The sequence below is a fragment of the Nonomuraea sp. NPDC050328 genome, assembly GCF_044459405.1.
Lineage (GTDB): Bacteria > Actinomycetota > Actinomycetes > Streptosporangiales > Streptosporangiaceae > Nonomuraea.
This window is the reverse complement of record NZ_JBITIW010000007.1, coordinates 189,943-211,169: the sequence shown is the minus strand read 5'-3', so window position 1 is coordinate 211,169 and position 21,227 is coordinate 189,943. Positions and strand designations below refer to the sequence as shown.

Annotated in this window: 25 protein-coding genes; 15 read left to right on the top strand and 10 right to left on the bottom strand. The window is 73.2% G+C overall.

Features of this window, described 5'->3' with window-relative positions:
* The first annotated feature begins 60 nt into the window (after positions 1-60).
* Together ACIBG7_RS26295 and ACIBG7_RS26290 are read left to right on the top strand one after the other, a co-directional pair.
* Positions 61-687 carry a GNAT family N-acetyltransferase gene (locus ACIBG7_RS26295; RefSeq protein ID WP_397337906.1) on the top strand — a complete coding sequence of 209 codons (627 nt, stop codon included), beginning with the start codon at positions 61-63 and terminating at the stop codon, positions 685-687.
* The gene (locus tag ACIBG7_RS26290; RefSeq protein WP_397337905.1) at positions 684-1,568 is read left to right on the top strand and encodes a PaaX family transcriptional regulator C-terminal domain-containing protein; all 885 of its coding nucleotides are present in this window, start codon (positions 684-686) and stop codon (positions 1,566-1,568) included. Before ACIBG7_RS26295 ends, ACIBG7_RS26290 begins: the two co-directional genes overlap by 4 nt.
* On the opposite strand, the gene ACIBG7_RS26285 is transcribed toward ACIBG7_RS26290, so the two are convergent.
* The 6 genes from ACIBG7_RS26285 to ACIBG7_RS26260 form a co-directional block, all read right to left on the bottom strand.
* Positions 1,558-2,772 carry an MFS transporter gene (locus ACIBG7_RS26285; protein ID WP_397337904.1) on the bottom strand — a complete coding sequence of 405 codons (1,215 nt, stop codon included), beginning with the start codon at positions 2,770-2,772 and terminating at the stop codon, positions 1,558-1,560. The two genes, ACIBG7_RS26290 and ACIBG7_RS26285, sit on opposite strands and share 11 nt — an antisense overlap.
* Positions 2,769-3,758 (bottom strand): ABC transporter substrate-binding protein, encoded by a 990-nt coding sequence (locus ACIBG7_RS26280; protein WP_397337903.1) that lies wholly within the window; start codon positions 3,756-3,758, stop codon positions 2,769-2,771. Before ACIBG7_RS26280 ends, ACIBG7_RS26285 begins: the two co-directional genes overlap by 4 nt.
* On the bottom strand, positions 3,755-4,540 hold the full coding sequence (locus ACIBG7_RS26275) for an ABC transporter ATP-binding protein (protein ID WP_397337902.1): 786 nt from the start codon (positions 4,538-4,540) through the stop codon (positions 3,755-3,757). Before ACIBG7_RS26275 ends, ACIBG7_RS26280 begins: the two co-directional genes overlap by 4 nt.
* Positions 4,540-5,574: an iron ABC transporter permease gene (locus ACIBG7_RS26270; protein WP_357932391.1), complete on the bottom strand. Its 1,035-nt coding sequence runs from the start codon at positions 5,572-5,574 to the stop codon at positions 4,540-4,542. The genes ACIBG7_RS26275 and ACIBG7_RS26270 overlap by 1 nt, the downstream gene beginning before the upstream one ends.
* Positions 5,575-5,681: 107 nt before the next feature.
* Positions 5,682-6,317 carry a transcriptional regulator gene (locus ACIBG7_RS26265; RefSeq protein ID WP_357932394.1) on the bottom strand — a complete coding sequence of 212 codons (636 nt, stop codon included), beginning with the start codon at positions 6,315-6,317 and terminating at the stop codon, positions 5,682-5,684.
* Entirely contained in the window at positions 6,317-6,709 is a 393-nt protein-coding gene (locus ACIBG7_RS26260; protein ID WP_357932397.1) for a DNA-binding protein, read from the bottom strand. Before ACIBG7_RS26260 ends, ACIBG7_RS26265 begins: the two co-directional genes overlap by 1 nt.
* A gap of 58 nt (positions 6,710-6,767) precedes the next feature.
* On the opposite strand from ACIBG7_RS26260, the gene ACIBG7_RS26255 reads away from it, so the two are divergent.
* The 4 genes from ACIBG7_RS26255 (at position 6,768) to ACIBG7_RS26240 (ending at position 10,129) form a co-directional block, all read left to right on the top strand.
* Complete coding sequence (locus tag ACIBG7_RS26255) at positions 6,768-8,099, top strand: PEP/pyruvate-binding domain-containing protein (protein ID WP_397337900.1); 1,332 nt, start codon at positions 6,768-6,770, stop codon at positions 8,097-8,099.
* 86 nt (positions 8,100-8,185) lie between these two features.
* A complete protein-coding gene (locus tag ACIBG7_RS26250; RefSeq protein WP_397337899.1) occupies positions 8,186-8,794 on the top strand; it encodes a histidine phosphatase family protein in 609 nt (202 codons plus the stop codon).
* Positions 8,795-8,825: 31 nt separating this feature from the next.
* Positions 8,826-9,527, top strand: coding sequence for a helix-turn-helix domain-containing protein (locus ACIBG7_RS26245; RefSeq protein ID WP_397337898.1), 702 nt, complete (start codon positions 8,826-8,828; stop codon positions 9,525-9,527).
* Between the two features lie 56 nt (positions 9,528-9,583).
* A complete protein-coding gene (locus ACIBG7_RS26240) occupies positions 9,584-10,129 on the top strand; it encodes a dihydrofolate reductase family protein (RefSeq protein ID WP_397337897.1) in 546 nt (181 codons plus the stop codon).
* A 13-nt stretch (positions 10,130-10,142) separates the two neighbouring features.
* On the opposite strand, the gene ACIBG7_RS26235 is transcribed toward ACIBG7_RS26240, so the two are convergent.
* The gene (locus ACIBG7_RS26235) at positions 10,143-10,535 is read right to left on the bottom strand and encodes a hypothetical protein (RefSeq protein ID WP_397337896.1); all 393 of its coding nucleotides are present in this window, start codon (positions 10,533-10,535) and stop codon (positions 10,143-10,145) included.
* A gap of 87 nt (positions 10,536-10,622) precedes the next feature.
* Here ACIBG7_RS26235 and ACIBG7_RS26230 point away from each other — a divergent pair, with 87 nt between their 5' ends.
* The 7 genes from ACIBG7_RS26230 to ACIBG7_RS26200 all read left to right on the top strand — a co-directional run bounded on the left by ACIBG7_RS26230 (position 10,623) and on the right by ACIBG7_RS26200 (position 16,698).
* The gene (locus ACIBG7_RS26230; RefSeq protein WP_397337895.1) at positions 10,623-11,438 is read left to right on the top strand and encodes a siderophore-interacting protein; all 816 of its coding nucleotides are present in this window, start codon (positions 10,623-10,625) and stop codon (positions 11,436-11,438) included.
* A gap of 51 nt (positions 11,439-11,489) precedes the next feature.
* Positions 11,490-12,488 (top strand): ABC transporter substrate-binding protein, encoded by a 999-nt coding sequence (locus tag ACIBG7_RS26225; RefSeq protein ID WP_357932414.1) that lies wholly within the window; start codon positions 11,490-11,492, stop codon positions 12,486-12,488.
* Entirely contained in the window at positions 12,485-13,474 is a 990-nt protein-coding gene (locus tag ACIBG7_RS26220; protein WP_357932417.1) for an iron chelate uptake ABC transporter family permease subunit, read from the top strand. The genes ACIBG7_RS26225 and ACIBG7_RS26220 overlap by 4 nt, the downstream gene beginning before the upstream one ends.
* Positions 13,471-14,490: an iron chelate uptake ABC transporter family permease subunit gene (locus ACIBG7_RS26215; RefSeq protein WP_357932420.1), complete on the top strand. Its 1,020-nt coding sequence runs from the start codon at positions 13,471-13,473 to the stop codon at positions 14,488-14,490. The genes ACIBG7_RS26220 and ACIBG7_RS26215 overlap by 4 nt, the downstream gene beginning before the upstream one ends.
* Positions 14,487-15,275, top strand: a complete 789-nt coding sequence (locus ACIBG7_RS26210; protein WP_397337894.1) for an ABC transporter ATP-binding protein — start codon at positions 14,487-14,489, stop codon at positions 15,273-15,275. The genes ACIBG7_RS26215 and ACIBG7_RS26210 overlap by 4 nt, the downstream gene beginning before the upstream one ends.
* Positions 15,276-15,361: 86 nt before the next feature.
* Positions 15,362-15,880, top strand: a complete 519-nt coding sequence (locus ACIBG7_RS26205) for an RICIN domain-containing protein (protein ID WP_357932426.1) — start codon at positions 15,362-15,364, stop codon at positions 15,878-15,880.
* 62 nt (positions 15,881-15,942) lie between these two features.
* Positions 15,943-16,698 carry an ABC transporter permease gene (locus ACIBG7_RS26200; protein WP_397337893.1) on the top strand — a complete coding sequence of 252 codons (756 nt, stop codon included), beginning with the start codon at positions 15,943-15,945 and terminating at the stop codon, positions 16,696-16,698.
* 7 nt (positions 16,699-16,705) lie between these two features.
* On the opposite strand, the gene ACIBG7_RS26195 is transcribed toward ACIBG7_RS26200, so the two are convergent.
* Together ACIBG7_RS26195 and ACIBG7_RS26190 are read right to left on the bottom strand one after the other, a co-directional pair.
* Entirely contained in the window at positions 16,706-17,926 is a 1,221-nt protein-coding gene (locus tag ACIBG7_RS26195; protein ID WP_397337892.1) for a serine hydrolase domain-containing protein, read from the bottom strand.
* A 3-nt stretch (positions 17,927-17,929) separates the two neighbouring features.
* On the bottom strand, positions 17,930-18,367 hold the full coding sequence (locus ACIBG7_RS26190; protein WP_397337891.1) for a hypothetical protein: 438 nt from the start codon (positions 18,365-18,367) through the stop codon (positions 17,930-17,932).
* 93 nt (positions 18,368-18,460) lie between these two features.
* Between ACIBG7_RS26190 and ACIBG7_RS26185 the strand changes: the two genes are divergently transcribed.
* Positions 18,461-19,396, top strand: a complete 936-nt coding sequence (locus ACIBG7_RS26185) for a helix-turn-helix domain-containing protein (RefSeq protein ID WP_397337890.1) — start codon at positions 18,461-18,463, stop codon at positions 19,394-19,396.
* 78 nt (positions 19,397-19,474) lie between these two features.
* Complete coding sequence (locus tag ACIBG7_RS26180; RefSeq protein WP_397337889.1) at positions 19,475-20,572, top strand: serine hydrolase domain-containing protein; 1,098 nt, start codon at positions 19,475-19,477, stop codon at positions 20,570-20,572.
* A gap of 69 nt (positions 20,573-20,641) precedes the next feature.
* On the opposite strand, the gene ACIBG7_RS26175 is transcribed toward ACIBG7_RS26180, so the two are convergent.
* Positions 20,642-21,196, bottom strand: a complete 555-nt coding sequence (locus ACIBG7_RS26175) for a DoxX family protein (protein WP_397337888.1) — start codon at positions 21,194-21,196, stop codon at positions 20,642-20,644.
* Between the last annotated feature and the right edge of the window lie 31 nt (positions 21,197-21,227).

Here is a 21,227-nt window from a genome sequence, read left to right as displayed (position 1 = left end):
GGTGTTTCTCCTAAACTATCGCTCAAAGAACGATCGTGGCGCATCTGATAGATTTGCTCCATGGGACACGACGTGACAGGGGACGGCACGGTGACCGTACGGCGGGGCCTGCCGTACGGGGCCGAGCGGCGGGCGGCAGAGCTGTACTGGGACGCCTTCGGCCGCAAGCTCGGCCCCGCCCTGAACCCTCCCGGCAAGGCGGTGCCCCTGATCGCCGCGCACCTGAACGCCGATCGCGCGGTCTGCGCGCTCCTCGACGGCCGGCTCGTCGGCCTCGCCGGATACCAGCTCGACGGGCGCTCCTTCACCGGCGGATCGGCTGGCGACGTGCTGCGCGCCTACGGGCACCTGCGCGGACTGCACCGGCTCCTGATCCTCGCCCTGTTCGACCGGAGCCCGGCCCCCGGACAGCTCGTCATGGACGGCCTCGCCGTACACGCGGAAGCTCGCGGCCGAGGAATCGGGAGCCTGCTGATCGAGGAGGTGGCCGCACTCGCGGCGGAGCAGGGCTGCCGGGAGATCAGGCTGGACGTGATAGACACCAATCCGCGGGCCAGGGCCCTGTACGAGCGGCGCGGCTTCACGGCCGTGCGCACCGAGCACACGCCCTACCTGCGCCGGTTGCTCGGCTTCGGCGCGGTGACCACCATGCGCCGCCCGATCCGCACAAGAGGGGAGGAACGGTGAGCGCTGATCCCGACCAGGTCGAGGTCCCCACCCGCACGCTCGTCCACGCCCTGATCCGCGAGGACGGCACCGTCGACGCGGAGGAGCTCTACTCCGTCGCCGGCACCCTGGGCATGAGCGACCAGCAGGTGCGGCTGTGCATCAAACGCCTCGTCGCCGAAGGCCGGTTCACCCACGAGGGCCGGGGCCGCAAGGCTGAACTGCGCGCGACCGCGGAGACCACGCGCGCCCTCGCCCCCAACGCCGACTTCCTGCGGCACGCGTTCGACCAGGACGCCGGGCTCGCCCCCTGGGACGGCGTCTGGCACCTGGCCGCCTTCGCGGTGCCGGAATCGGCGCGCCCGGTCCGGGACGCCCTGCGCGAGACGCTGGTCCACCTCGGCGGCGCCCCGCTCCAAGGCGGATTGTACGTCTGCGCCAACGCCTGGGAACCGTACGTCGAGGAAGCGGCCCACCGCCTCGGCGCCCACGCCGCCCTCACCCTGCTCACCTCCACCGACCTGCGCCGGGGCGACACCCGGGAGCCCGCCGAGCTCGCCCGGCGGCTGTGGCCCCTGGAGGAGATCGCCGCCCGCTACCACCGGCTGAGCCGCATCGCCGAGCCCCGGCTCGCCCGGCTCACCGGCTCCGGCGGACTGTCCTCCGCCGACCTGCTCACCATCGACGTCGAACTGGCCGCCGAGCTCACCCGCGCCATCGAGCCCGACCCGCTGCTGCCCCCTCAGCTCCTGCCCCAGCTCTGGCCGGGCACCCGGGCCCGCGAGTGCGTCGCCCAGTGCTGGGCGGCCCTGTACGAGCGCGACCGGGGTGCGGCCCGCCCGGCCCTCTTCCGCCTCTACACCGAGATCGCCCGGGAGGCGGCCGCCCGGGTCACGCCCTGACGGCGGAGAAACGGCGGCTGCTCGGCGCCAGGGCCGCCAGGGCGGGCGCGGCGAAGCAGACGAGCGCGCAGCCGGCCAGCACCGGCCGCCAGCCGAAGGCGTCGACCGCCGGCGCCAGGAAGGCCAGCCCGGCCGGGGCCAGGCCGTAGGAGAGCAGGAAGTCCAGCGACGACACCCGGGCGAGCAGGCGCGGCTCGATCTCGCGCTGGGTGGCGGTGAACCACGGCACGTTGAACAGCTCGATGCCCAGCCCGGCCAGCGCGTAGGCGGCGAACACCACCGCCGGGTGGAGCGGCAGCAGCAGGCTGAGCGGGGCGAAGCCGTACAACGCCAGCCCGGCCAGCGCGGCCCAGCCCTCCTCGCGCGGTCGCCGCCGCGTCACCAGCACGGCTCCGGCCAGCGCGCCGAGGGTGTAGGCGGTGAGCGCGCCGGCCAGCACCGCCTCGGTCCCGTAGAGGTCGCGACCGGCCAGCGGCAGGGCCACGCCGGTGGCGGAGTAGCCGGTGAAGATCACCGCTGAGAGGGCGGCCAGGCCGGCGAGGAACCACGGGTGCCGCCGCGCCTCGGCGACGCCCTCGCCGAACTCGGTCCAGAACGGCGCCCGCTCGGCGGCCGGCTCCGCCGTACGCGTGCCGCGCGGTGGCAGCAGCGCGGCGATCAACCACAGGGCGCCGGTGCCCAGCAGCAGCGCCCCGGGCTCGACCACGACCGCCAGCAGCGCCGTGGCCGCCGGGGCGAGCAGGGTGGTGAGGCGGACGGCCAGCGTGATGGCGGCGTTGGCCGGCTGCCGCCGCTCGGCGTCCACCACCTCGGCGGTCAGCGCCTGGAAGGCGGGCCGGCAGGCCCCCTGCCCCGCGCCGACCACCGCCGCCGCGACCGCCATGAGGAGCACCGAGCGGCCCAGCCCGAGCGCGACGAACGGCGTCGCGAGCGCGGCCAGCGCCCCGGCCGCCAGGACGACCGCCCGCCGCGAGTGCCGGTCGGCCAGCACGCCGCCGGCCGGAACCGCGACCAGGAAGCCCGCCGTCCGCGCGGCCAGCACGACGCCGAGCCCGGCGGCGGTCAGGCTCCGGTCGAGGACGGCGAGGCCGAGCACGAACGGCATCGACCACGTCGCCAGCCCGGAGGCCGTCGTCCCCGCCCACAGCCGCAGGAACGCGGGTTCCCGCAGGATCGACCGCCCGGAGGGGGAGGCCAGGGTCATCTGCCCAGCCCGCGCAGGTAGGCGGCGAAGCCTTCCAGCCCGTCGATGTTGCGCGGCCCGCTGATGCCCTCGTTGTAGTCGAGGACGTAGAAGCGGTCGTTCACCACGGCCGGCAGCTTGCTGGTGGTGGGGAACTCCTTCAGGAACTTGATCTTCTCCGCCGCCGGCCGGTCGCCGTAGTCGAGGATGATGATGACCTCCGGCTTCGCCTCGACCACGGCCTCCCAGGTGACCTCGCCCCAGCGGGCGTCCAGGTCGCCGAAGACGTTGCGGCCCCCGGCGAAGCGGATGATGTCGGTCGGCGGCACCTGGCGGCCGGCGGTGAAGGGCTTGTCGGTGCCGGAGTCGTAGAGGAAGACCGGCAGCGGCTCGCCGTCCTTGGGCGCCTGGGCCCGCACCGCCTCGACGCGCTGGCGGTAGCCGGCGACGAGGGCGCGGGCCCGGTCCTCGACGCCGAAGATCTGGCCGAGCCGCTGCAGATCGGTGTAGAGCCCCTCGAAGGGCGTGACCCGCTCGGGGTGGCCGGGGTAGTTGAAGCAGGACTCGGCGTGCATGAAGCTCTGGATCCTCAGGCCGTCGAGCAGGGCCGGGGTGATGCCGCGCTGGTCGCTGAAGCCGGACCGCCAGCCGGCCACCACGAAGTCGGCCTTGGCGTCGACGACCAGTTCGCGGTTGAGCAGGTCGTCGCTGAGGAACTTGACCTTGGCGTACTCGGCCGCCCACGGCGACTCCGACACCGGCGGGTTGGCGGGCGGCATGACGTAGCCGTGCACGTGCTGGGTCAGGCCGAGGGCGAACATCTTGTCCGCGCTGTCGGCCTCGTAGACGACGGCCCGGCGCGGCAGGGTGTACTCGACGTCCTGGCCGCAGCGTTTGACCGTCACCTTCCTCTCGGCCGTGGCGCCCTGGACCTGCGCGCCGCAGGCGGTGAGCAGGAGGAGGCCGGTCAGTGCGGCGGCGGTCGCCGAACGGGAACGCGTGATCACGCGGGGGTTCCTTTCATCGCGGTCAGGTCGTAGAGGACCTGGGGGACTCCGGTGAGCGGGTGCGGCACCACGCTCGCCTCGACGCCGAACACCTCGCGCAGGAGGGATGGCGTGAGCACCTCGTGCGGCGGGCCGCAGGCCACGAGTCGTCCCGCGGCCAGCACCGCGAGCCGGTCGCACGCGGCGGCGGCGAGGTTGAGGTCGTGCAGGCTGACCAGCACGCTCAGCCCGGCGCCGCGCAGCATGGCGAGCAGCCGGAGCTGGTGGTGCAGGTCGAGGTGGTTGGTGGGCTCGTCCAGGATCAGGACGCGCGGCTCCTGCACGAGCGCGCGGGCGACGAGCACCCGCTGGCGCTCGCCGCCGGACAACGACAACACGCCGCGCCCGGCCAGGTGCGCGACGTCCATGCGGGCCATCGCCCGGCGGCACAGCTCGTGCTCGGCCGAGCTCAGCGCCTGGTTGCCGCGCAGGTGCGGGGCCCGGCCGAGCGCCACGGTCTCGGCCACGGTGAAGTCGAGGTCGGCGTGGCCCTCCTGGGTGAGCGCGGCGACCCGCCGCGCGGCCGCGCGCGCCGGCATCGCGTTCAGGTCCTCCCCGTCGAGGCGTACGGCGCCGCCGACCGGCCGAAGCGCGCGGTACACGGAGCGCAGCGCGGTCGTCTTGCCCGAGCCGTTGGGTCCGAGGAGCCCCACGACCTCGTCCGGCCCGACCGTCAGCGACAGCTCCCGGACCAGCCGGCGCCCCGCGACGAAGACCGAGACCTCTTCCAGCGACAGCGTCATCAGCGACCGCCGAACAGGTAGCCGCGGCGGCGGAGCAGCGTGACGAAGACCGGCACGCCCACCAGCGCGGTGATCACCCCGATGGGCAGCTCGCGCGGCGCCATCAGGGTTCTCGACGCCAGGTCGGCCCAGACCATGAAGATCGCGCCGGCCAGCGGGGCGACGGTGAGCACCCGGACGTGCGCCGCGCCCACCCACAGCCGCACCAGATGCGGCAGCACCAGCCCGACGAAGCCGATCGCGCCGCTCACCGCGACCATCGCCCCGGTGGCCAGCGAGACCAGCACGAACAGCTTCAGCCGCAGCCGGTGCGTGTCCACGCCGAGGCTGGCCGAGGTCTCGTCGCCCAGGGCCAGCACGTCGAGCCGGCGGCCGTCGCGGCGCAGGAGCAGCGTGGTGGCCAGGACGACCACCGCGACCACGGGCAGCACGCCCCAGGTGGCCGCGCCGAACCCGCCCATCGACCAGAACAGGACCGTGCTGGTGGCCTCGCCGTCCGGGGCGAAGTAGACGATCAGGCTCATCACCGCCTGGAAACCGAAGGCCATCGCCACTCCGGTCAGCACCAGGCGCAGCGGCATCAGGCCGCCCTCGCCGCGCGAGGCCAGGTAGACCAGGGCCGAGACGAGCAGCGCCCCCAGGAAGGCTCCGGCCGAGACCGCGTAGACGCCCAGCGCGGCCAGGCCGCCGAACACCCCCACCAGCACCGCCCCGGCGGATGCCCCGGAGGAGACGCCGAGCACGAAGGGGTCGGCCAGGGCGTTGCGCACCATGGCCTGGATCGCCACGCCGACAGCGCTCAACCCGGCCCCGACCAGCACGGCGAGGAGCACTCTCGGCGTGCGGACCTGCCAGATGATCTGGTAGGCCGTCACCTCGTCGGCGGTGATCGCCCCGCCGGTCAGCGCCGCCCACAGGTAGCGCAAGGTCTGGCCGGGCGGCACGCTCGCGGCGCCCAGGCCGATCGCCAGCAACGCCGACACCCCGAGGGCGCCGGCCAGGAGGGCGACGGTCAACGCGGAGGGGGACCTCAAGAACGGCTCCAGGGAATGGGAATCATTTTCACAAACCCTAGCACCGGAAATGGTAACGGTTTTCACATCCGAGTAGCCCGGCGACAGGCTGCTCGGTGGCGGATAGGTCAGACCTCCGTGTGCCGATCGATGCCGAGCGTGGCGATCAGGTCCTCGTGCAGCTCGAACCAGACCCGGTGGCAGGAGTCGACGTCGGTGCGATCCACCCAGGCGATGTCCCCGGCCTGGGCGCGCGCCAGCGCAGCGGCGAACCGCGCGTCGTAGCCCCGGAATCGGCTCAGCAGGCCCGCGAGCCGGTCCGTGAGCGGGGCGAGCGCGTGGCCGACCTGCGCGAGCTCGTCCAGGACCCGGGCGTCCCAGGCCGGATCGGTGTGGTCGTTGGTCGCGAGCCGGTCCCCGGCGGCGGGCCGGAGCTGCCAGTCGGTGCAGGCCCGCTGCAGGCGCGTGTTCAGCGGCAGGAACTCTCGGTAGACGGCACGGACCTCGTCGCCCCCGCCGACGGCGGCGAGTTCGGCCGCGAGCAGGCGCTCGTTCTCGGCGCGGCCCCGCTCGGTCAGCGACCAGCCTCCGGTGCCGGCGAAGGCTGAGTGCTGGACCCGGCCGTAGGCCTCCGCGTCGTACAGCAGCTCCTTCGTCTCGGCCGCGTCGAGCCCGTAGCGGGCCGCGATCACGGGGGTGTCGGCGAAACCGGTGATGCGTACGGCATGCAGCACCAGCAGGTCGGGGGCGGAGTCGTGCGTCATCAGTCGGCGTCCTGTCGTGCCGTGAGGCGGTTGTAGTGCTGCTGGCAGGCCTGCGGGGAGTTGAACCCCATCGCCTGCGCCATCTGGGCCCAGGTCAGTCCGGCGCTCCTGGCGATGAACAGCAGGGCGGATTCGAGCCCGTCCACCTCCGCGCGGGCGGCGGGCAGGAGGGCGAGCGCGCTCAGCGCGTCCTCCGGGGTCAGCTCGGCCTGGCGCCAGACGGCGAACTGCACGAGGTCGACCGCCGACGGCGGGACGGGCGGCGGGCGCCACGGCCGGGGTTCGAGCGCGTCCGCGCCCCGGGTCAGGAGGCGCTCGCGGGCCTCCTGCTCGCGGCGGGCCTGGGCCTGGTCGTCCTGCGCTGCAGGGGTGAGCTCGTGCTTGCGCGGCATGGGACCATCGTGCACAATCAACAAAATGTTGTCAACAAAACGTTGATGAGGGGGATGAGTGATCGTAGCTCTGGCCGAGGCCGTCGCCGGCACCTGCGGGGGCAAGGCCGGTGCGCTCGGCGCGTTGATCCGTGCTGGGCTGCCGGTGCCCGGGGGGTTTGTCGTGCCGTTCGCCGCGTACCTGGCCGCTGTCCGTGGGCTGGACCTTCGGGAGCCGTCCTCGGTACGGCAGGCGATCGAGGCCCGGCCGCTCGACGCCGCCCTGGTCGAGGCGCTGGGGCGGGCGCTCGATGAGCTCGGTGAGCACGGTGAGCTCGGCGGCCCGCCGGTGGCGGTGCGGTCGTCGGCCGCGAACGAGGACACCGGTCTTGCCTCGGCGGCTGGGCAGCACGAGAGCTTCCTGGGGGTGCGGGGTGTCGGTGCTGTCGCCGAGGCTGTGCGGGGGTGCTGGGCCTCGCTGTTCACCTCCCGGGCCGTCGGCTATCGGGGTGGGCCTGGTGAGGGTGAGCTGGCGATGGCCGTGCTTGTTCAGCGGCATCTGGACGCCGAGGTGTCCGGGGTCATGTTCACGCCCTCGCGCCCGGGTGGGCCGACCGAGATCGAGGCGTCCTGGGGGCTTGGGCCCAGCGTCGTCGAGGGCCGGGTCACCCCGGATTCCTTTCGGGTCGCCGGGGACGGGGCGGTTCTGCGTGCGCTCGCCGACAAGCGCACCCGCCTTGACCGGCGTGGCGGCCGGCTCGTGGTGAGTGACGTGCCGGCCTCCTCGCGGCGGCGGGCGGCGCTCGACGAGGCGACCGTCGCGCGGCTCGCCGGGCTGGGCGCGGAGATCGCCGCGCTCCGGGGCGGGCCGCAGGACATCGAGTGGGCCCTCGCCGACGGGCACCTGTGGATCCTCCAATCCCGCCCCATCACCGCCGCCCTCCCCGCACCCCAGACCCCACCCGCCGCCCTCCCCGGACCACCGGCCCCAGCGGCCCCTTCGTCGGCCGCCCTCCCCGGACCACCGGGATCCCCGCTGGACCTTCGGGCCGCCACCCTCCCCCCACCGGCTGCTGCGGTCGGTGTGCTCGTGGGGACGGGCGGGAGTCAGGGGGTGGTGACCGGGACGGCGCGGATCGTGCGCGGGCCTGCGGACTTCGGGCGGGTGCGACCGGGTGACATCCTCGTCTGCCCCTACACCGACCCGGCCTGGACACCGCTGCTGCGCATCGCCGCGGGCGTGGTCACCGAGACCGGGGGCCTGCTCTCGCACGCCGCTATCGTGGCCCGCGAGCACGGCATCCCCGCCGTCCTAGGAGCCCCGGAGGCCACCACCAGGCTCCGCGACGGCAGCGCCATCACCCTCGACGGCACCTCCGGCACCGTCACCTACCCGGCGACCGCAAGCTGACGACCGCCCCCCACCGACCGGAAGCCGACGACCGCCCACCCCCACCGACCGAAAGGAGACGGGGACGCCCCGCGTCCCTCACCCCCATGGCGACTCGACACCTCTACCTGGCCCGCCACGGCGCGGCCGACGCGTTCGGCAACCTCACGGACGCCGGGCACCGGCAGGCCGCCCTGCTGGGCCGGCGGCTGGCCGGGGTACCGGTCGACGCCGTCTGGCACTCCCCGCTGCCCCGCGCCGTCGCGAGCGCCACCGAGCTGGCCCGGTCCCTGCCGGACGTCCCGGTGGCCGAGGCCGCCGAGCTCGTCGACCACGTGCCCTACATCCCGGACACCACCGAGATGCCCCGCGAGTGGGCCGGCTTCTTCGACGGCTACGACGACGCCGAGGCCGCCTCGGGGCAGCGGCTCGCCGAGGCGCTGGTCGACCGGTTCGCGAAGGCCGCCGACACCGACACCTACGAGGTCCTGGTGACGCACGCCTTCCAGATCGCCTGGCTCGTACGGCACGCACTGGGGGCTCCGCCGTACCGGTGGCTGGGTCTGCACAGTGCCAACACCGCGCTGACGATCATCGAGTACGCCACCGGCCTGCCGCCCACCCTCGTGATGTTCAACGACATGAGCCACCTCCCGCCCGACCTGCGCTGGACCGGCTTCCCGGACAGCGGCCGCCGGCTCGTCGACCGCCCGTGACGGCGGCCTCGCGGGCGGGCAGACTGGGCGGATGACGCTGGAAGTCGAGAGCCGGCCGTCGGACTCGCCGTACATCGAGCGGGTGTGGCGGAGCCGGAGCCACGCGGTCGACCGGATGTCCTCCGTGGCCACGCCGTACTGGGACCTGGTGTTCTGGGAGCACCGCGGCCAGGTCCACGCGTCGGTCCAGGGGCCGGAGTCGCGGGCGAGCCTGGCCCCGGTGCCGGAGGAGGCCACGTTCTTCGGCATCGTGTTCTCGCTGGGCAGCTCGATGCCGCACCTGCCGGTGCGGGACCTCGTGGACGGTTCCGTGGTGCTGCCCGGCGCCACGCGCAGGTCGCTGTGGCTGAAGGGCTCCACGTGGTGCCGCCCCGGTTACGGCAACGCCGAGGACTTCGTGCGGCGGCTGGTGCGCGAGGGCGTCGTCGAGCGGGACCCGGTCGTGGCCGCGGCCCTCGACGACCGGCCGCCGGACGTGTCCGACCGCACCCTCCAGCGGCGGTTCGCCGCCGCCACCGGGCTCACCCGCACCACCATCCGGCAGATCGAGCGCGCCCGGCGGGCCGCGGTCCTGATCGGGGAGGGGGTGCCGGTCCAGGGTGTGATCGACCGGCTCGGCTACTTCGACCAGCCGCACCTGGCGCGCTCCCTCGCCCGCTACATCGGGCGGACCGCCACGCAGCTCGGCGACCCGGATCCGGCCCGGCCGCTGTCGCTTCTGTACAAGACCTGAGGCCGCTTCCGGATCTACCCTCTTCCCCACCAGCACCGACGGTTGAGGAGCCTGCCATGGCCAAGATCATTTCCAGCTTCTTCATCGCCCTGGACGGCGTGGTCGAGTCCCCCGACCAGTGGCACTTTCCGTACTGGAACGACGAGATGGGCGCGGCCGTCCAGGCCGGCATGGCCGACTCGGCGGGCATGCTGATGGGCCGCGTGCTCTACGAGGAGTGGGCCGCCTACTGGCCCACCGCCGAGGCCGACGCGGAGATCGCCGCGATCATGAACGACTCGCGCAAGTGGGTCGTCTCCAGCACCCTGGACAAGGCGGAGTGGGCCAACACGACGCTCCTCCGCGGCGACGTGGCCGCCGAGATCCGCAGGCTCAAGGCGGAGGTGGAGGGCAACATCCAGATGTCCGGCTCCGCCACCGCGGTCCGCTGGCTGCTCGCCAACGGCCTGCTCGACCAGCTCAACCTCCTCGTTCACCCCATCGCCGTCGGCCACGGCCGGCGCCTGTTCGAGGGCTCCGGGACGCAGCCGCTCAAGCTGGTCAAGTCGGAGACCTTCGAGACGGGCGTCCTCAACCTGTCCTACGTCCCCGCCGCCGGGTGAGCGCCCCGCCGTCCTACAGCCGCCCGTCCCGGACCAGCGCCAGCGTCATGTCGTAGAAGGCCAGGATCGAATCCCCCGGCCCCTCCTCGAACTGCTTGCGCGCCTTGCTGATCGGGAAGGCCCAGTTGCCGCTGGGGAACTCGATGCCCCAGCCCTGCTCCTCGTCCCTGGCCCACCGCCCCGGCGTGGCCTCGACCAGGCACGCGCCGAGGAAGCACCCCACGACCGACGGCAGCGCGCCCAGCTCGCCGGGAGCCAGCCGGGCCCGCTGCCGCTCGACGAAGCCGTCCACCCACTCCACGGACGCCCGGTCCAGCCCGAAGTCGTGGTCGCTGGCGGGAGCGCACTGCGCGATGAACAGGTCGACGTTCGCCTGGATCCGGCGTAACTGATCTTCAAGCTCCATGCTCGGCAGGCTAACTCCTCGCGGGGATCGTCGCGCAGCTGGATTTAGGATAGCCTCACCTAACTTTGCCTTTTCCAGGGAGGATCCATGGGCGCGCCCCGAATCGTCGACCGTGAAGGTTATCTGGACCGCATCGCCGAGGTGCGAACCGGGGAGAGCGCCCGCCAGGTGGCCTACCCGATCAAGATCCGCGAGGTCGAGGTGATCCGCAACGCGATGATCGGGGAGCGGCTGATCCGGGTGACGTTCGGCGGCGAGGGCACGGCCGGGTTCGAGGCGCACGCCCCCGACGAGCACGTCAGGCTGATCTTCCCCGAGGCGGACGGGACCCTGCGCGTCCCCGGGCAGGACGGCTTCATGCTCGCCTGGCCCAAGCCCTTCCCGACCACCCGTAAGTACACGGTCCGCCGTTACGACCCGGCGACGGGGGAGCTCGACCTCGACTTCGTGCTCCACGGCTCGGGGGTCGCCTCCGACTGGGCGCGTACGGCGGAGCCGGGCGCGAAGGTGCACATCGCCGGTCCGCCCGGCGGGCTGGTCGTGCCGCACACCTATGACCGGTACCTGCTGGCCGGTGACCTGACCGCGCTGCCGGCGATCGCCCGGTGGCTGGAGGAGATGCCGCGCACGGCCGCGGGCTGGGCGTTCATCGAGGCCGAGGAGGAGATCGAGCTCGCCGCGCCGGAGGGGGTCGAGGTCCGCTGGGTCGGGCCGGGTGAGCTGGCGCGTGCCGTACAGGAAGTGGGGATCGAGGGACGGGTCTTCGTGTGGGCGGCGGGCGAGGCGGGGGAGCTGAAGCCCCTGCGCCGCTGGGTGCGCGAGGAGCTGAAGCTGGCCGCCGACGACTACGACATCACCGGCTACTGGAAGCGTGGCGCGACCGACTACAGCGACGATCATTGATCTTCTAGTAAGGTTAGGCTAACCTAATTTTGCCTGCCTGAGGGAATACCCATGTCTGTACGCCGGACGCTCGCTCCCGCGCTGCTGCTCGCCGTCACCCTGGTCGCCGCGGGCTGCGGCACCGGATCGGCCGACGAGCCCGCACCCGCCGCGAAGGCGGCCACCCGGGTCTTCAAGCTCCCCGACGGTGAGGTCACCATCCCCGCCGACCCGCAGCGCGTCGTCGCGACCGGCTACGCCGTACCGGCCCTGATCGAGGCGGGAGCGCCGCTGGCGGGGATCTCCTCCTGGAAGCGCGGGCTGCCGATGATGGACGACAAGGCCCGCGCCACCTACGACAAGCTGCCGAAGGTGGCCGGCGAGACGGCGGCCGAGACCAACTACGAGGCCATCGCCAACGCCAAGCCCGACCTCATCGTCATCGGCGTCCCCAAGCCGGTCCTGGCCGACATCGACCTGGACCGGCTGCGGTCCATCGCGCCCGTCGTGACCATCGGCCCGACCATCCCCTCGGCCTGGCGCGAGCTGTCGCAGAGCCAGGCCGACGCCGCGGGCGCCCTGGAGGGCTTCGACACGGTCAAGGCGGCCTACGACGCCAAGGCCGCCGAGCTGAAGAAGAAGTACGAGAAGGTGCTGCCGCAGCTCAAGCTCGCCCACGTCGGCTCCTACGGGCAGGTCGACAAGGGCGCCTTCCACCGCGAGTTCAACGGCTCGTGGGGCACCAACATCGCCAACGACATCGGCGCGAACTACTACGGCCAGGTCAAGGTGAAGGGCGGCGGCAGCAAGGACGTCAGCGAGTACCCCTCGATCGAGGAACTCCCGGCCGCGCTCGGCGAGGCCGACGCCGTCACCTACTCCGTCGGCCCGGACGGCAAGCCGCTGCCCGCCGTGCAGTACGTCCTCGACTCCGAGCTGTGGAAGCAGCTCCCGGCGGTGAAGGCGGGCAAGGTCTTCCCGGTCCGCTACACCGAGGCGGCGACCTACGGCCAGGCCCTGCTCGCCCTCGACGCGCTCGACCAGTCATTGGCTCCGCTGGCCGCGCAGTGATCTCCCCCGAGATCTCCCGAACCCTGGTGCTCGTCGCCGGGCTGGCCGCCCTGGCCGCGGTGGCCGTCGTCAGCGTCGGGATCGGCGCCCACGGCGTCGCCCCCGCCGAGGTGGTGCGCGCCCTGGTCGCCTTCGACGGCTCCGGCGACCACACCATCGTGCGCGACATCCGGCTGCCCCGCGCGGTGGTCGGGATCGGCGTCGGCGCCGCGCTCGGCGTGGCGGGCGTGCTCGTCCAGACCCTGTCGCGCAACCCGCTGGCCGAGCCCGGCATCCTGGGCGTCACCGCCGGGGCCGGGTTCGCCATGACCCTCGGGGCGGCGCTCGGGCTGAACGTCTCCTCCTCGGCCGAGCTCGTCCTGGCCGGCGCGGGCGCGGCGCTCGCCGCGGTGCTGGTGTACTCCGTCGGCCGCACCTCGCCGCTGCGGCTGGTGCTGACCGGCGTCGCGCTGAGCGCCGTGCTGGCCGGGATCTCCCTCGGGCTGCGGCTCATGGTCCCGGACGTCTTCGACCGCTTCCGCTTCTGGTCGGTCGGCTCGCTGGCCGGCCGCGAGAAGGACCCGGTGCTGCTGCCCCTGCTGCTGATCGGCCTGGCCGTCGTCGCGGCACTGCTGCTGGCCCGGCCGCTCAACGCGGTCGCGCTCGGCGAGAACGTGGCGCGCACGCTCGGCGCGAACGTCTCCCGGGTACGGCTGGCCGCCCTGGCCTGCATCACCGTGCTGGCGGGCGCGGCGACCGCGGTCGCGGGGCCGATCCTGTTCGTCGGCCTCATGGTGCCGCTGGCGCTGCGGCCCCTGGCCAAGAGCTCCGTCCCGTGGCTCACCGCCTACGCGGCGGTGCTCGGGCCGATCCTGATGCTCGTCTCCGACATGGGCTCGCGGGTGCTCCTGCCGACCGGCGAGGTGCCGGTGGCGATCGTCACCGCCTTCTTCGGCGGTCCGGTGCTCATCTGGGCGGTCCGGCGGTACGGGGCGGGGACGCTGTGAGCGCGCTCGCCCTGCGGGCAGGACGCCGCGCGATCCTCGTCGAGCGCCGGACGCTGACCGCCTCGGCCGCCCTCCTCACCGCCCTGGCCGGGCTCGCGCTGCTCGGCCTGTGCCACGGCGCCTCCTGGGCGACGCCCGGTGAGGTCCTGGCCGCGCTGGGCGGATCGGGCGACTCGGTCGTGGTCATCCGCGACTGGCGGCTGCCGCGCGTACTGGCCGGACTGATCTTCGGCCTGGCCCTCGGGGTGGCGGGGGCGATCTTCCAGAACCTCACCCGCAACCCGATGGGCAGCCCCGACGTGATCGGCCTCGACGCGGGCGCCTACACCGGCGCGCTCGTCGTGATCACCGTGTTCGCCGGCGGCCCCCTCCTGCTGGCCGCGGGCTCGGTGGCGGGCGGCCTGGCCGTGGCGACCGCTATCTACCTGCTCTCCTCCGGCGGCGGGCTGTCCGGGCTGCGCCTGGTCGTGATCGGCATCGCGGTCAGCGCGATCGTCACCGCCCTGAACTCGTGGATCGTGCTGCGCGCCGAGCTGGAGGTGGCGATGGCGGCGGCCGGCTGGCACGCCGGCTCGCTCAACGGCGTCGACTGGGCCGACCTGCCCGTCCCGTTCGTCATCATCGGGACGCTCCTGGTGGTGATGGCCGGCTCGGCGCACGCCATGCACCAGGCCACCCTGGGCGACTCGGTGGCCGCCGCCACCGGGGTCGGGTTGCGCCGGCTGCGGCTGCTGATGGTGGTCGTCGGCGTCGGCTGCACGGCGACCGTGACCTCGGTCGCGGGGCCCATCGTCTTCATCGCGCTGGCCGCCCCGCAGATCGGCCGCCGGCTGGCCGGCGCGGCAGGGGTGCCGCTGCTGCCCGCCGCGCTCACCGGCGCGCTGCTGCTGATGGGCGCCGACCTGGCCGCCCAGCTGCTGCTCGCCCCCGAATCCCTGCCCGTCGGCGTCGTCACCACGGCGATCGGCGGCTGCTACCTGATCTGGCTGCTGGCCAAGGAGGTGAGGCGCCGGTGACCGAGGTCCGCCTGCGCGCCCAAAACCTGGAGTTGCGTTACGCCGAACGGGTCGTCTCCACGCGGCTCAGCCTCGACGTGCCCGACGGCTCCTTCACCGCGATCGTGGGCGCCAACGCCTGTGGCAAGTCCACCCTGCTGCGGGCCCTGGTCCGGCTGCTCCGGCCCGCCGAAGGAAGCGTTCAGCTCGACGGCCGCGATGTCGGCTCGTACGCGCCGAAGGCGCTCGCCCGCTCGCTCGGCTTCCTGCCCCAGGACCCGCTGGCCCCGGAGGACATCAAGGTCCACCAGCTCGTCGGCCGCGGGCGCTTCCCGCACCAGCCGCTGCTGGCGTTCTGGTCGGCGGCCGACGAGGAGGCGGTCGCCGAGGCCATGGAGACCGCGGGCGTCTCCGGCCTGGCCGACCGGCCGGTGAACGAGCTGTCCGGCGGCCAGCGGCAGCGGGTGTGGGTGGCCATGGTGCTGGCCCAGCGCACGCCGTACCTGCTGCTGGACGAGCCCACCTCCTTCCTGGACCTCGCCCACCAGTACCGGCTGCTGGCCCTGCTCGCCCGGCTGCGCGACCAGGGCCGCACGGTGATCGCGGTGCTGCACGACATCAACCAGGCCTGCCGCTTCGCCGACCACCTCATCGCGATGAAGGACGGCCGCATCGTCGCCGAGGGCGCGGCGGCGCGGATCGTGGACGCGGCGCTGATCAAGGACATCTTCGACCTGCCCTCGGTCGTGGTGCCCGACCCGGTCACCGGCACCCCGATGATCGTGCCCACCCTCGACCTCCACTGACCCGATGGCACGGGGTGGAACGGTGCGGAACGCCTTGGGGGTGAGGGCGCGGGGGCGCGCCCGATCATCCGAACCGGAGGCATCACATGTCCATCACACGGGGAGCATCTGTCCTGGCTGCCGCCGTCGCGGCGGCCGGACTTCTCGCGTCCGCCCAGCCGGCGCAGGCCCTGGGCTACTTCAAGATCGTCAGCTCGGCGAGCGGGATGTGCCTGCAGCCCGACCCGAGCGTGCCCGCCAACTCCGACGCCCGCATCTTCCAGGCCAAGTGCGACGGCAGCGCCGGCCAGAACTGGCTGCCGCTCCAGGTCAACAACAGCACCACGACCTACCGCTTCGTCAACCAGCGCACCGGCTGGTGCCTGGAGGCCCGCGAGGGCGCCGTGAACCTGGGCCGCGTCGACCAGTGGCCGTGCAACAGCATCAGCAACGAGCGGTGGGTGTGGCACGGGTCGTTCAACAACTCCACGCCCAAGCAACTGCGCTCCGCGGTCAGCGGCACGCGCACCCACTGCATCGACGTGCCGGGCGGCTCCCCGACCGTGCCGGTCAGCGTCTTCCGCTGCAACGGCAGCGCGGCCCAGCTGTTCTACATCCGCCCCTGACCGGGGTGCGGCCCGGTGGGTGACCCGCCCGGGGAGCTGTCCGAGGCAGCACAATGCCTGGCGTGGGCTCCTCTTCTCTGATCACCATCACCCCGCTCCTGCCGGTCGTGCTGTTGCTGCTCGTGGTGCTGGGGGTCGTCGTCGCGTGGCTGGGGCGGCTCGGCCATGCGAAGGCGGTCCTGACCGCCAGCTTGCGGGCGGCCGTCCAGCTCGGGGCGGTGTCGGTGCTGATCACCTGGGTGGTGCAGTACGCGGGCGCGGTGGCGGGCTTCGTGCTGCTGATGTACGGCGTGGCCGCCCTCACCGCCGGGCGGCGCATCACGCGAGGCGCGCGCGCCGGGTGGGCGGCGCTGCCGATCGCGGCGGGGACGGCGCCGGTGATCGCGACCCTGGCGATCAGCGGGGTGATCTCGCTGGACGGCATCGTGCTGATCCCGGTGGCGGGCATCGTGCTGGGCGGCTGCATGACCGCGACCACGCTCGCCGGCCGCCGGGCCGTCGACGATTTGCGCCAGCGCCGGGGCGAGGTGGAGGCGGCGCTGGCGCTGGGCCTGCCGCCCCGGGAGGCGGCGCTGGAGATCTGCCGTCCGGCGGCGAGCCAGGCCCTGGTCCCGGCGCTGGACCAGACCCGGACGGTGGGCCTGGTCACGCTGCCCGGCGCCTTCGTCGGGATGTTGCTCGGCGGTGCGACGCCCATCGAGGCCGGCGTGGTGCAACTCGTCGTGCTCGTGGCCCTGCTGGCCGCCGAGGCCGTCGCCACGCTGGTCACCGTCGAGCTGGTCGCGCGCGGCCTGTTCACGGACACGCAGGACGCGTGACCTCCGGTCAGAAGTACTGGGGGGACAGGTCACCGGCGGGCCAGGTCTTGATCGCCTGAGCGGCGTTGAAGAGCTCGCCGTGGAAGGCGTCGAAATCGGGTGACCCCGACTCCTCGCGCCGGTTGAAGGTGGCGCACAGCGCGATCCCGTTGTGGCTCCGGCTCAGCACGGCGAAGGCGCCGGGCAACGACCCCGAGTGCATGAGCTTCAGCCCGCCGCCCACGGGGGTGACGCCCCAGCCGCCGCCGTACCAGAAGTCGCTGCCGAAGGGGCCGCCCACCGGCCGGGCCAGCAGCGTGGCGACCGAAGCGGGGGTGAGCACCGGGGTGGCGCCGTCGAAGATCCGCGTCAGCCGTACCAGATCGACCGCGGAGGTAGCCCAGCCGCCCGCGGAGTCGCTGTTGGCGTAGTTGGTGCCGCCGTAGGGGTAGGGCACGACCGTGCCGGAGTCGTCGAGCACGGTGGTGACCCGGTACTTGGAGAGGTAGGGCACCTCGCCGGTGCCCGCGTTCGTGGTCAGCCTCGGGCGGCTCACGCCGAGCGGGGCCATCACCTTGGTCTTGACGTACGTCTCGTAGTCCTGGCCGGAGACCTTCTCGATGATCCGGCCCAGCAGCAGGTAGTTGTAGTTGTTGTAGGAGTAGCGGGCGCCCGGGTCGTGGTCGAGCGGGCGGGCGGTGGCATAGCGGAGGATGTGCTCCATGCCGATCGGCAGCGGCACGCCGAACTCCTCGGCGATGGCGCGGTCGGAGAACAGGTAGTCACGCCCGGCGGCGGCCTTGTCCCAGCCGCCGAGATGCTGGAGCAGGCGGCGCACGCTGACCGTGACCAGCCGGGGATCGGCGGCGAGCGAGAGGCCGAGCAGGTCGGCCACCGAGTCGGACAGCCGCAGCCGGCCCTCCTGGACCAGCCGCATGATCGCGGCGGCGGTGAGCTGCTTGCTGAGGCTGGCGACCCGGAACAGGCTGGTCGGCTGGACCGGGGTCTCCGCCGGGCCGTACGAGCCGTAACCGCGGGCCAGCACCAGCCGGCCCGCCTTGGCGACGGCGAGCTGCGCGCAGGAGATGTCCCGCTCGGCGATGAAGGCGCGCAGCAGCGCGTCGAGGGGTGCGAGTTCGGGCGGCAGGTCCCCGGTGACCGGCGTCGAGGCGAGGGCGGCGCGGGCGGGCAGGGCGCCGAGCGCGAGCGTGGCCGCGCCGGCCGTGAGCAGGGTGCGTCGGGTGATCATGGCTTATCCCTGCGGGCAGAGGGCCGGGGTGGTGCGCTGGCCCCACTCGTGATCGCCCCACTGGGTCGCGCCGAAGACCTGGAAGCAGGGCTTCGTCCGCTTGACCGCGAGCCTCGCCGAGCGCGCCGCCTCGTTGTCGGTCCGGACGCTCGTCCACGTGGTGCAGCCGGAGCCCGCCGCCGCGCACTGGCGGAGCGCGACGAGCATGCGCTTCCTGGTGTACTGCGACTGCGCGGTGGTGGTGACGTAGGCGCAGACCGTGGCGTTGGAGGCCGTGTAGAAAACGTCCAGGTAGGTGCCGATCACGTCGTTGGTGCGGATCTGCTCCCGTGCGATCCGCTGGCCGTAACACTGCGGCAGTTCCTGGGCCGACGCGGGCACCGCCGGGACGGCGGTGAGCGCCGCGACGACGGCGAGGCCGCCGATCTTGAGGACGTTCATGCGGCAGAATCATGCGCGACGATCAGGTTGATCACACACCTTGGCCACGTCCCGCGATCAATGCGATCAAAGGCCCCAACAGGAGGTTGACCGGTGCCGGAGGGTCCGCGGCGCGGCAGGCGCAAGAAGCCGCTCGTTCACGACGGCACCCCGGTGACCGCCTTCGCGCTGGGGCTGCGGGAGTTACGGGCCCGGGCGGGCGATCCGCCCTATCGGACGATGGCCGAGAAGACGCATGTCGCGGCGAACGTCCTGTCCCAGGCCGACGCCGGGCATCGCCTGCCCACGACGGAGGCGCTGGTGGCCTACGTCCGGGCCTGCGACGGCGACGTCGAGGAGTGGACGGTACGGCTGACGCGCGCCCAGGCGGCGCAGGCCGCCCTCGACCGTCCCGAGCTGCCCGCGCCCATTGATCAGAGCCCGCCCACCCCCGAGCCGACCAATTCCCGCCCGCGCCCCCGTGTGAGTGCCCGCCTGCTGCTGCCGATCGGCGGCCTGGTCGTCGTGGCGGCGGTGGCCGGGCTCCTGCTGTCCGGTCTGTGGCCGCGCGGCGTGTGGCCCCGGCCGCCCGCGCCCCACCCGCCGGCGCCGCCCGTCACCCCCGCGGCCGCCTCGTGCCGGCCCACCTGGTCCTACATGGAGGCGGCCGAGATCTTCTTCCTGCCCTGCATCGAGCGCAGGCCGGAGGGCCTGCTCGTCTCCGCGCTGGCCAAGCCGGTCGCGCGGGGCGTGGTCGAGGGCGGCGTGACGGTGTGGGTCTGGCCGATGAACCTCAAGGAGAACCTGCTGCGCTCGCGCGAGTACCACCTGACCAGGAACCGGTTCACGCTACGCCACTGCCTGCTCGACTTCGACGGCGGCGACGAGATCAAGACCTGTGGCCCGTTCCTGGTCCGGCCCGCCGACCAGGGGACGCTGTACGCGGCGTCCGGCACGGCCGACGAGGACCACGACCAGGTCCCGCCGGGCTGGTCCTCGTCCTCGTTCACCGGCACGCAGAGCCCCGCCGTCGAGTGGCGCGCCCGCTAGGCGCCTGGTCCTTGAGGAGGAGCAGGTCAGGCCGATCGCACGAGCCGGATCCGCGCCGGTGGCCGACACACTGGGCGCATGAGAAGCACAAGAGCCGTGACGGCACTGGTGATGGGGGCGGTGCTGGTCGGCGTGGCGCCGGCGGCGGCGGCGACGACGGCACAGGGATGCGACACCGGCGCGCTGAAGAAGTCACTGGACGCGCTGGTGCGGGCGGGTGACACGCCGGGCATCCTCGCGACGGTCAGCTCCCCGGCGTGCGGGCGGGTGTCGCTGAGCAGCGGGGTGGCCGACCTCGGCACGAAGCGGAAGCTGCGCGGGGACGAGCGGGTCAGGATCGGCAGCGTCACCAAGTCGTTCACCGCGACCGTCGTGCTCCAGCTCGTCGCGGAGGGCAAGATCGACCTGGACCAACCGCTGACCCGGTACCTCCCGGACCAGAACGTCACCGTGCGCGACCTGCTCCGGCACACCAGCGGCCTCGGCGACTACACCGCCTCCGACGAGATCGACGCCCTGCGCGACCGCTACAAGCACTTCGAGCCGGAGGAGCTGTTCGCCATCGGGCTGCGCATGCCCCGGTCGGACCGGCCCTGGAACTACTCGAGCACCAACTACGCCCTGCTGGCCATGATCGTGAAGGAGGCCACCGGCCACGACATCGGCGCCGAGATCACCCGCCGGATCATCAAGCCCCTGAAGCTCACCCGGACCTGGTGGCCGGGCGACAACCCGCGCATCCCCGGACGGCACGCGCACGGCTACGTCTACGACGAGGGCCGGCGCTACGACACCACCCGCTGGAACATGTCGTACGGCGGAGCCGCCGGCGCCCTCGTGTCGACGCCCGCCGACCTGAACCGCTACTGGGCCGCGCTGCTCACCGGCAAACTGCTGCCCCCCGCCCAGCTCAAGGCGATGCGCGCCACCGTACCCGCCGACCCGGCCCGGATGTGGCCCGGCGCCAACGCCGGCCTCGGCCTGTACGAGACGAAGCTGAAGCACTGCGCGGGCACCTGGGTCGGGCACGGCGGCGGCGCCAACGGCTACCGCACCATCGCGGCCTCCAGCCCCGACGGGCGCCGCCAGGTCACCCTCGCGATCAACCGGCACCCGAGCGAGATCACGCCCCAGCTCCTCGACCTCGCCGACGCCACGCTCTGCGCACTCCGCTGAGGAAACTGCGCTGAGAAAACGGCAGAGCGCGGGCGGTGGTGCTCGCCCGCGCTCTGCCGTACCGGCTGGTCAGAACTGTGTGTGCGTCATCGAGTACCACGTCGGGGCGAAGACCAGCAGGACCATGCCCACCAGGACCACCACCGACTTGACCACGCCCCGGGTGGTCAGCGCCGAGGCCGCGACCGGCCGCAGGTTCCACCGCCCGGCCGCGACGAACGCCGCGACGCCGCCCAGGACGAGGTTCGCCGGGATGAGCCCGAACTCGCCGCGCAGCAGGTGGAAACCCGCCGCGAGGACCATCGTCAGGGCCAGCCCGGCCGCCGCGAGCGGGGTGAGCCTCGGCTGTACGCGGGTCATCGCCGGCAGGATGAGGCCGATCCCGCCGAGCACCTCGACGACGCCGATGAAGACGATCAGCGCCTGCGGCACGGCGGCGTACCAGGCGACCGCCTGCGGCGCGGCGGCGTAGAGGGCGTCGTCGGCGAGCAGGACCTTCCCGAACCCGCTCCCGGCGAAGAAGAGCCCCCACAGTCCCTGGAGGGCCCACAGGACGCCGTTCATGGTCGGCTTCTTGCTCCGGGTCCGGCCGGGCAGGAGGGTGGCGGTCTGGGTGGCGTTCATCGCGGTGCTCCTTCGGGGAGGTCGTCGTGCT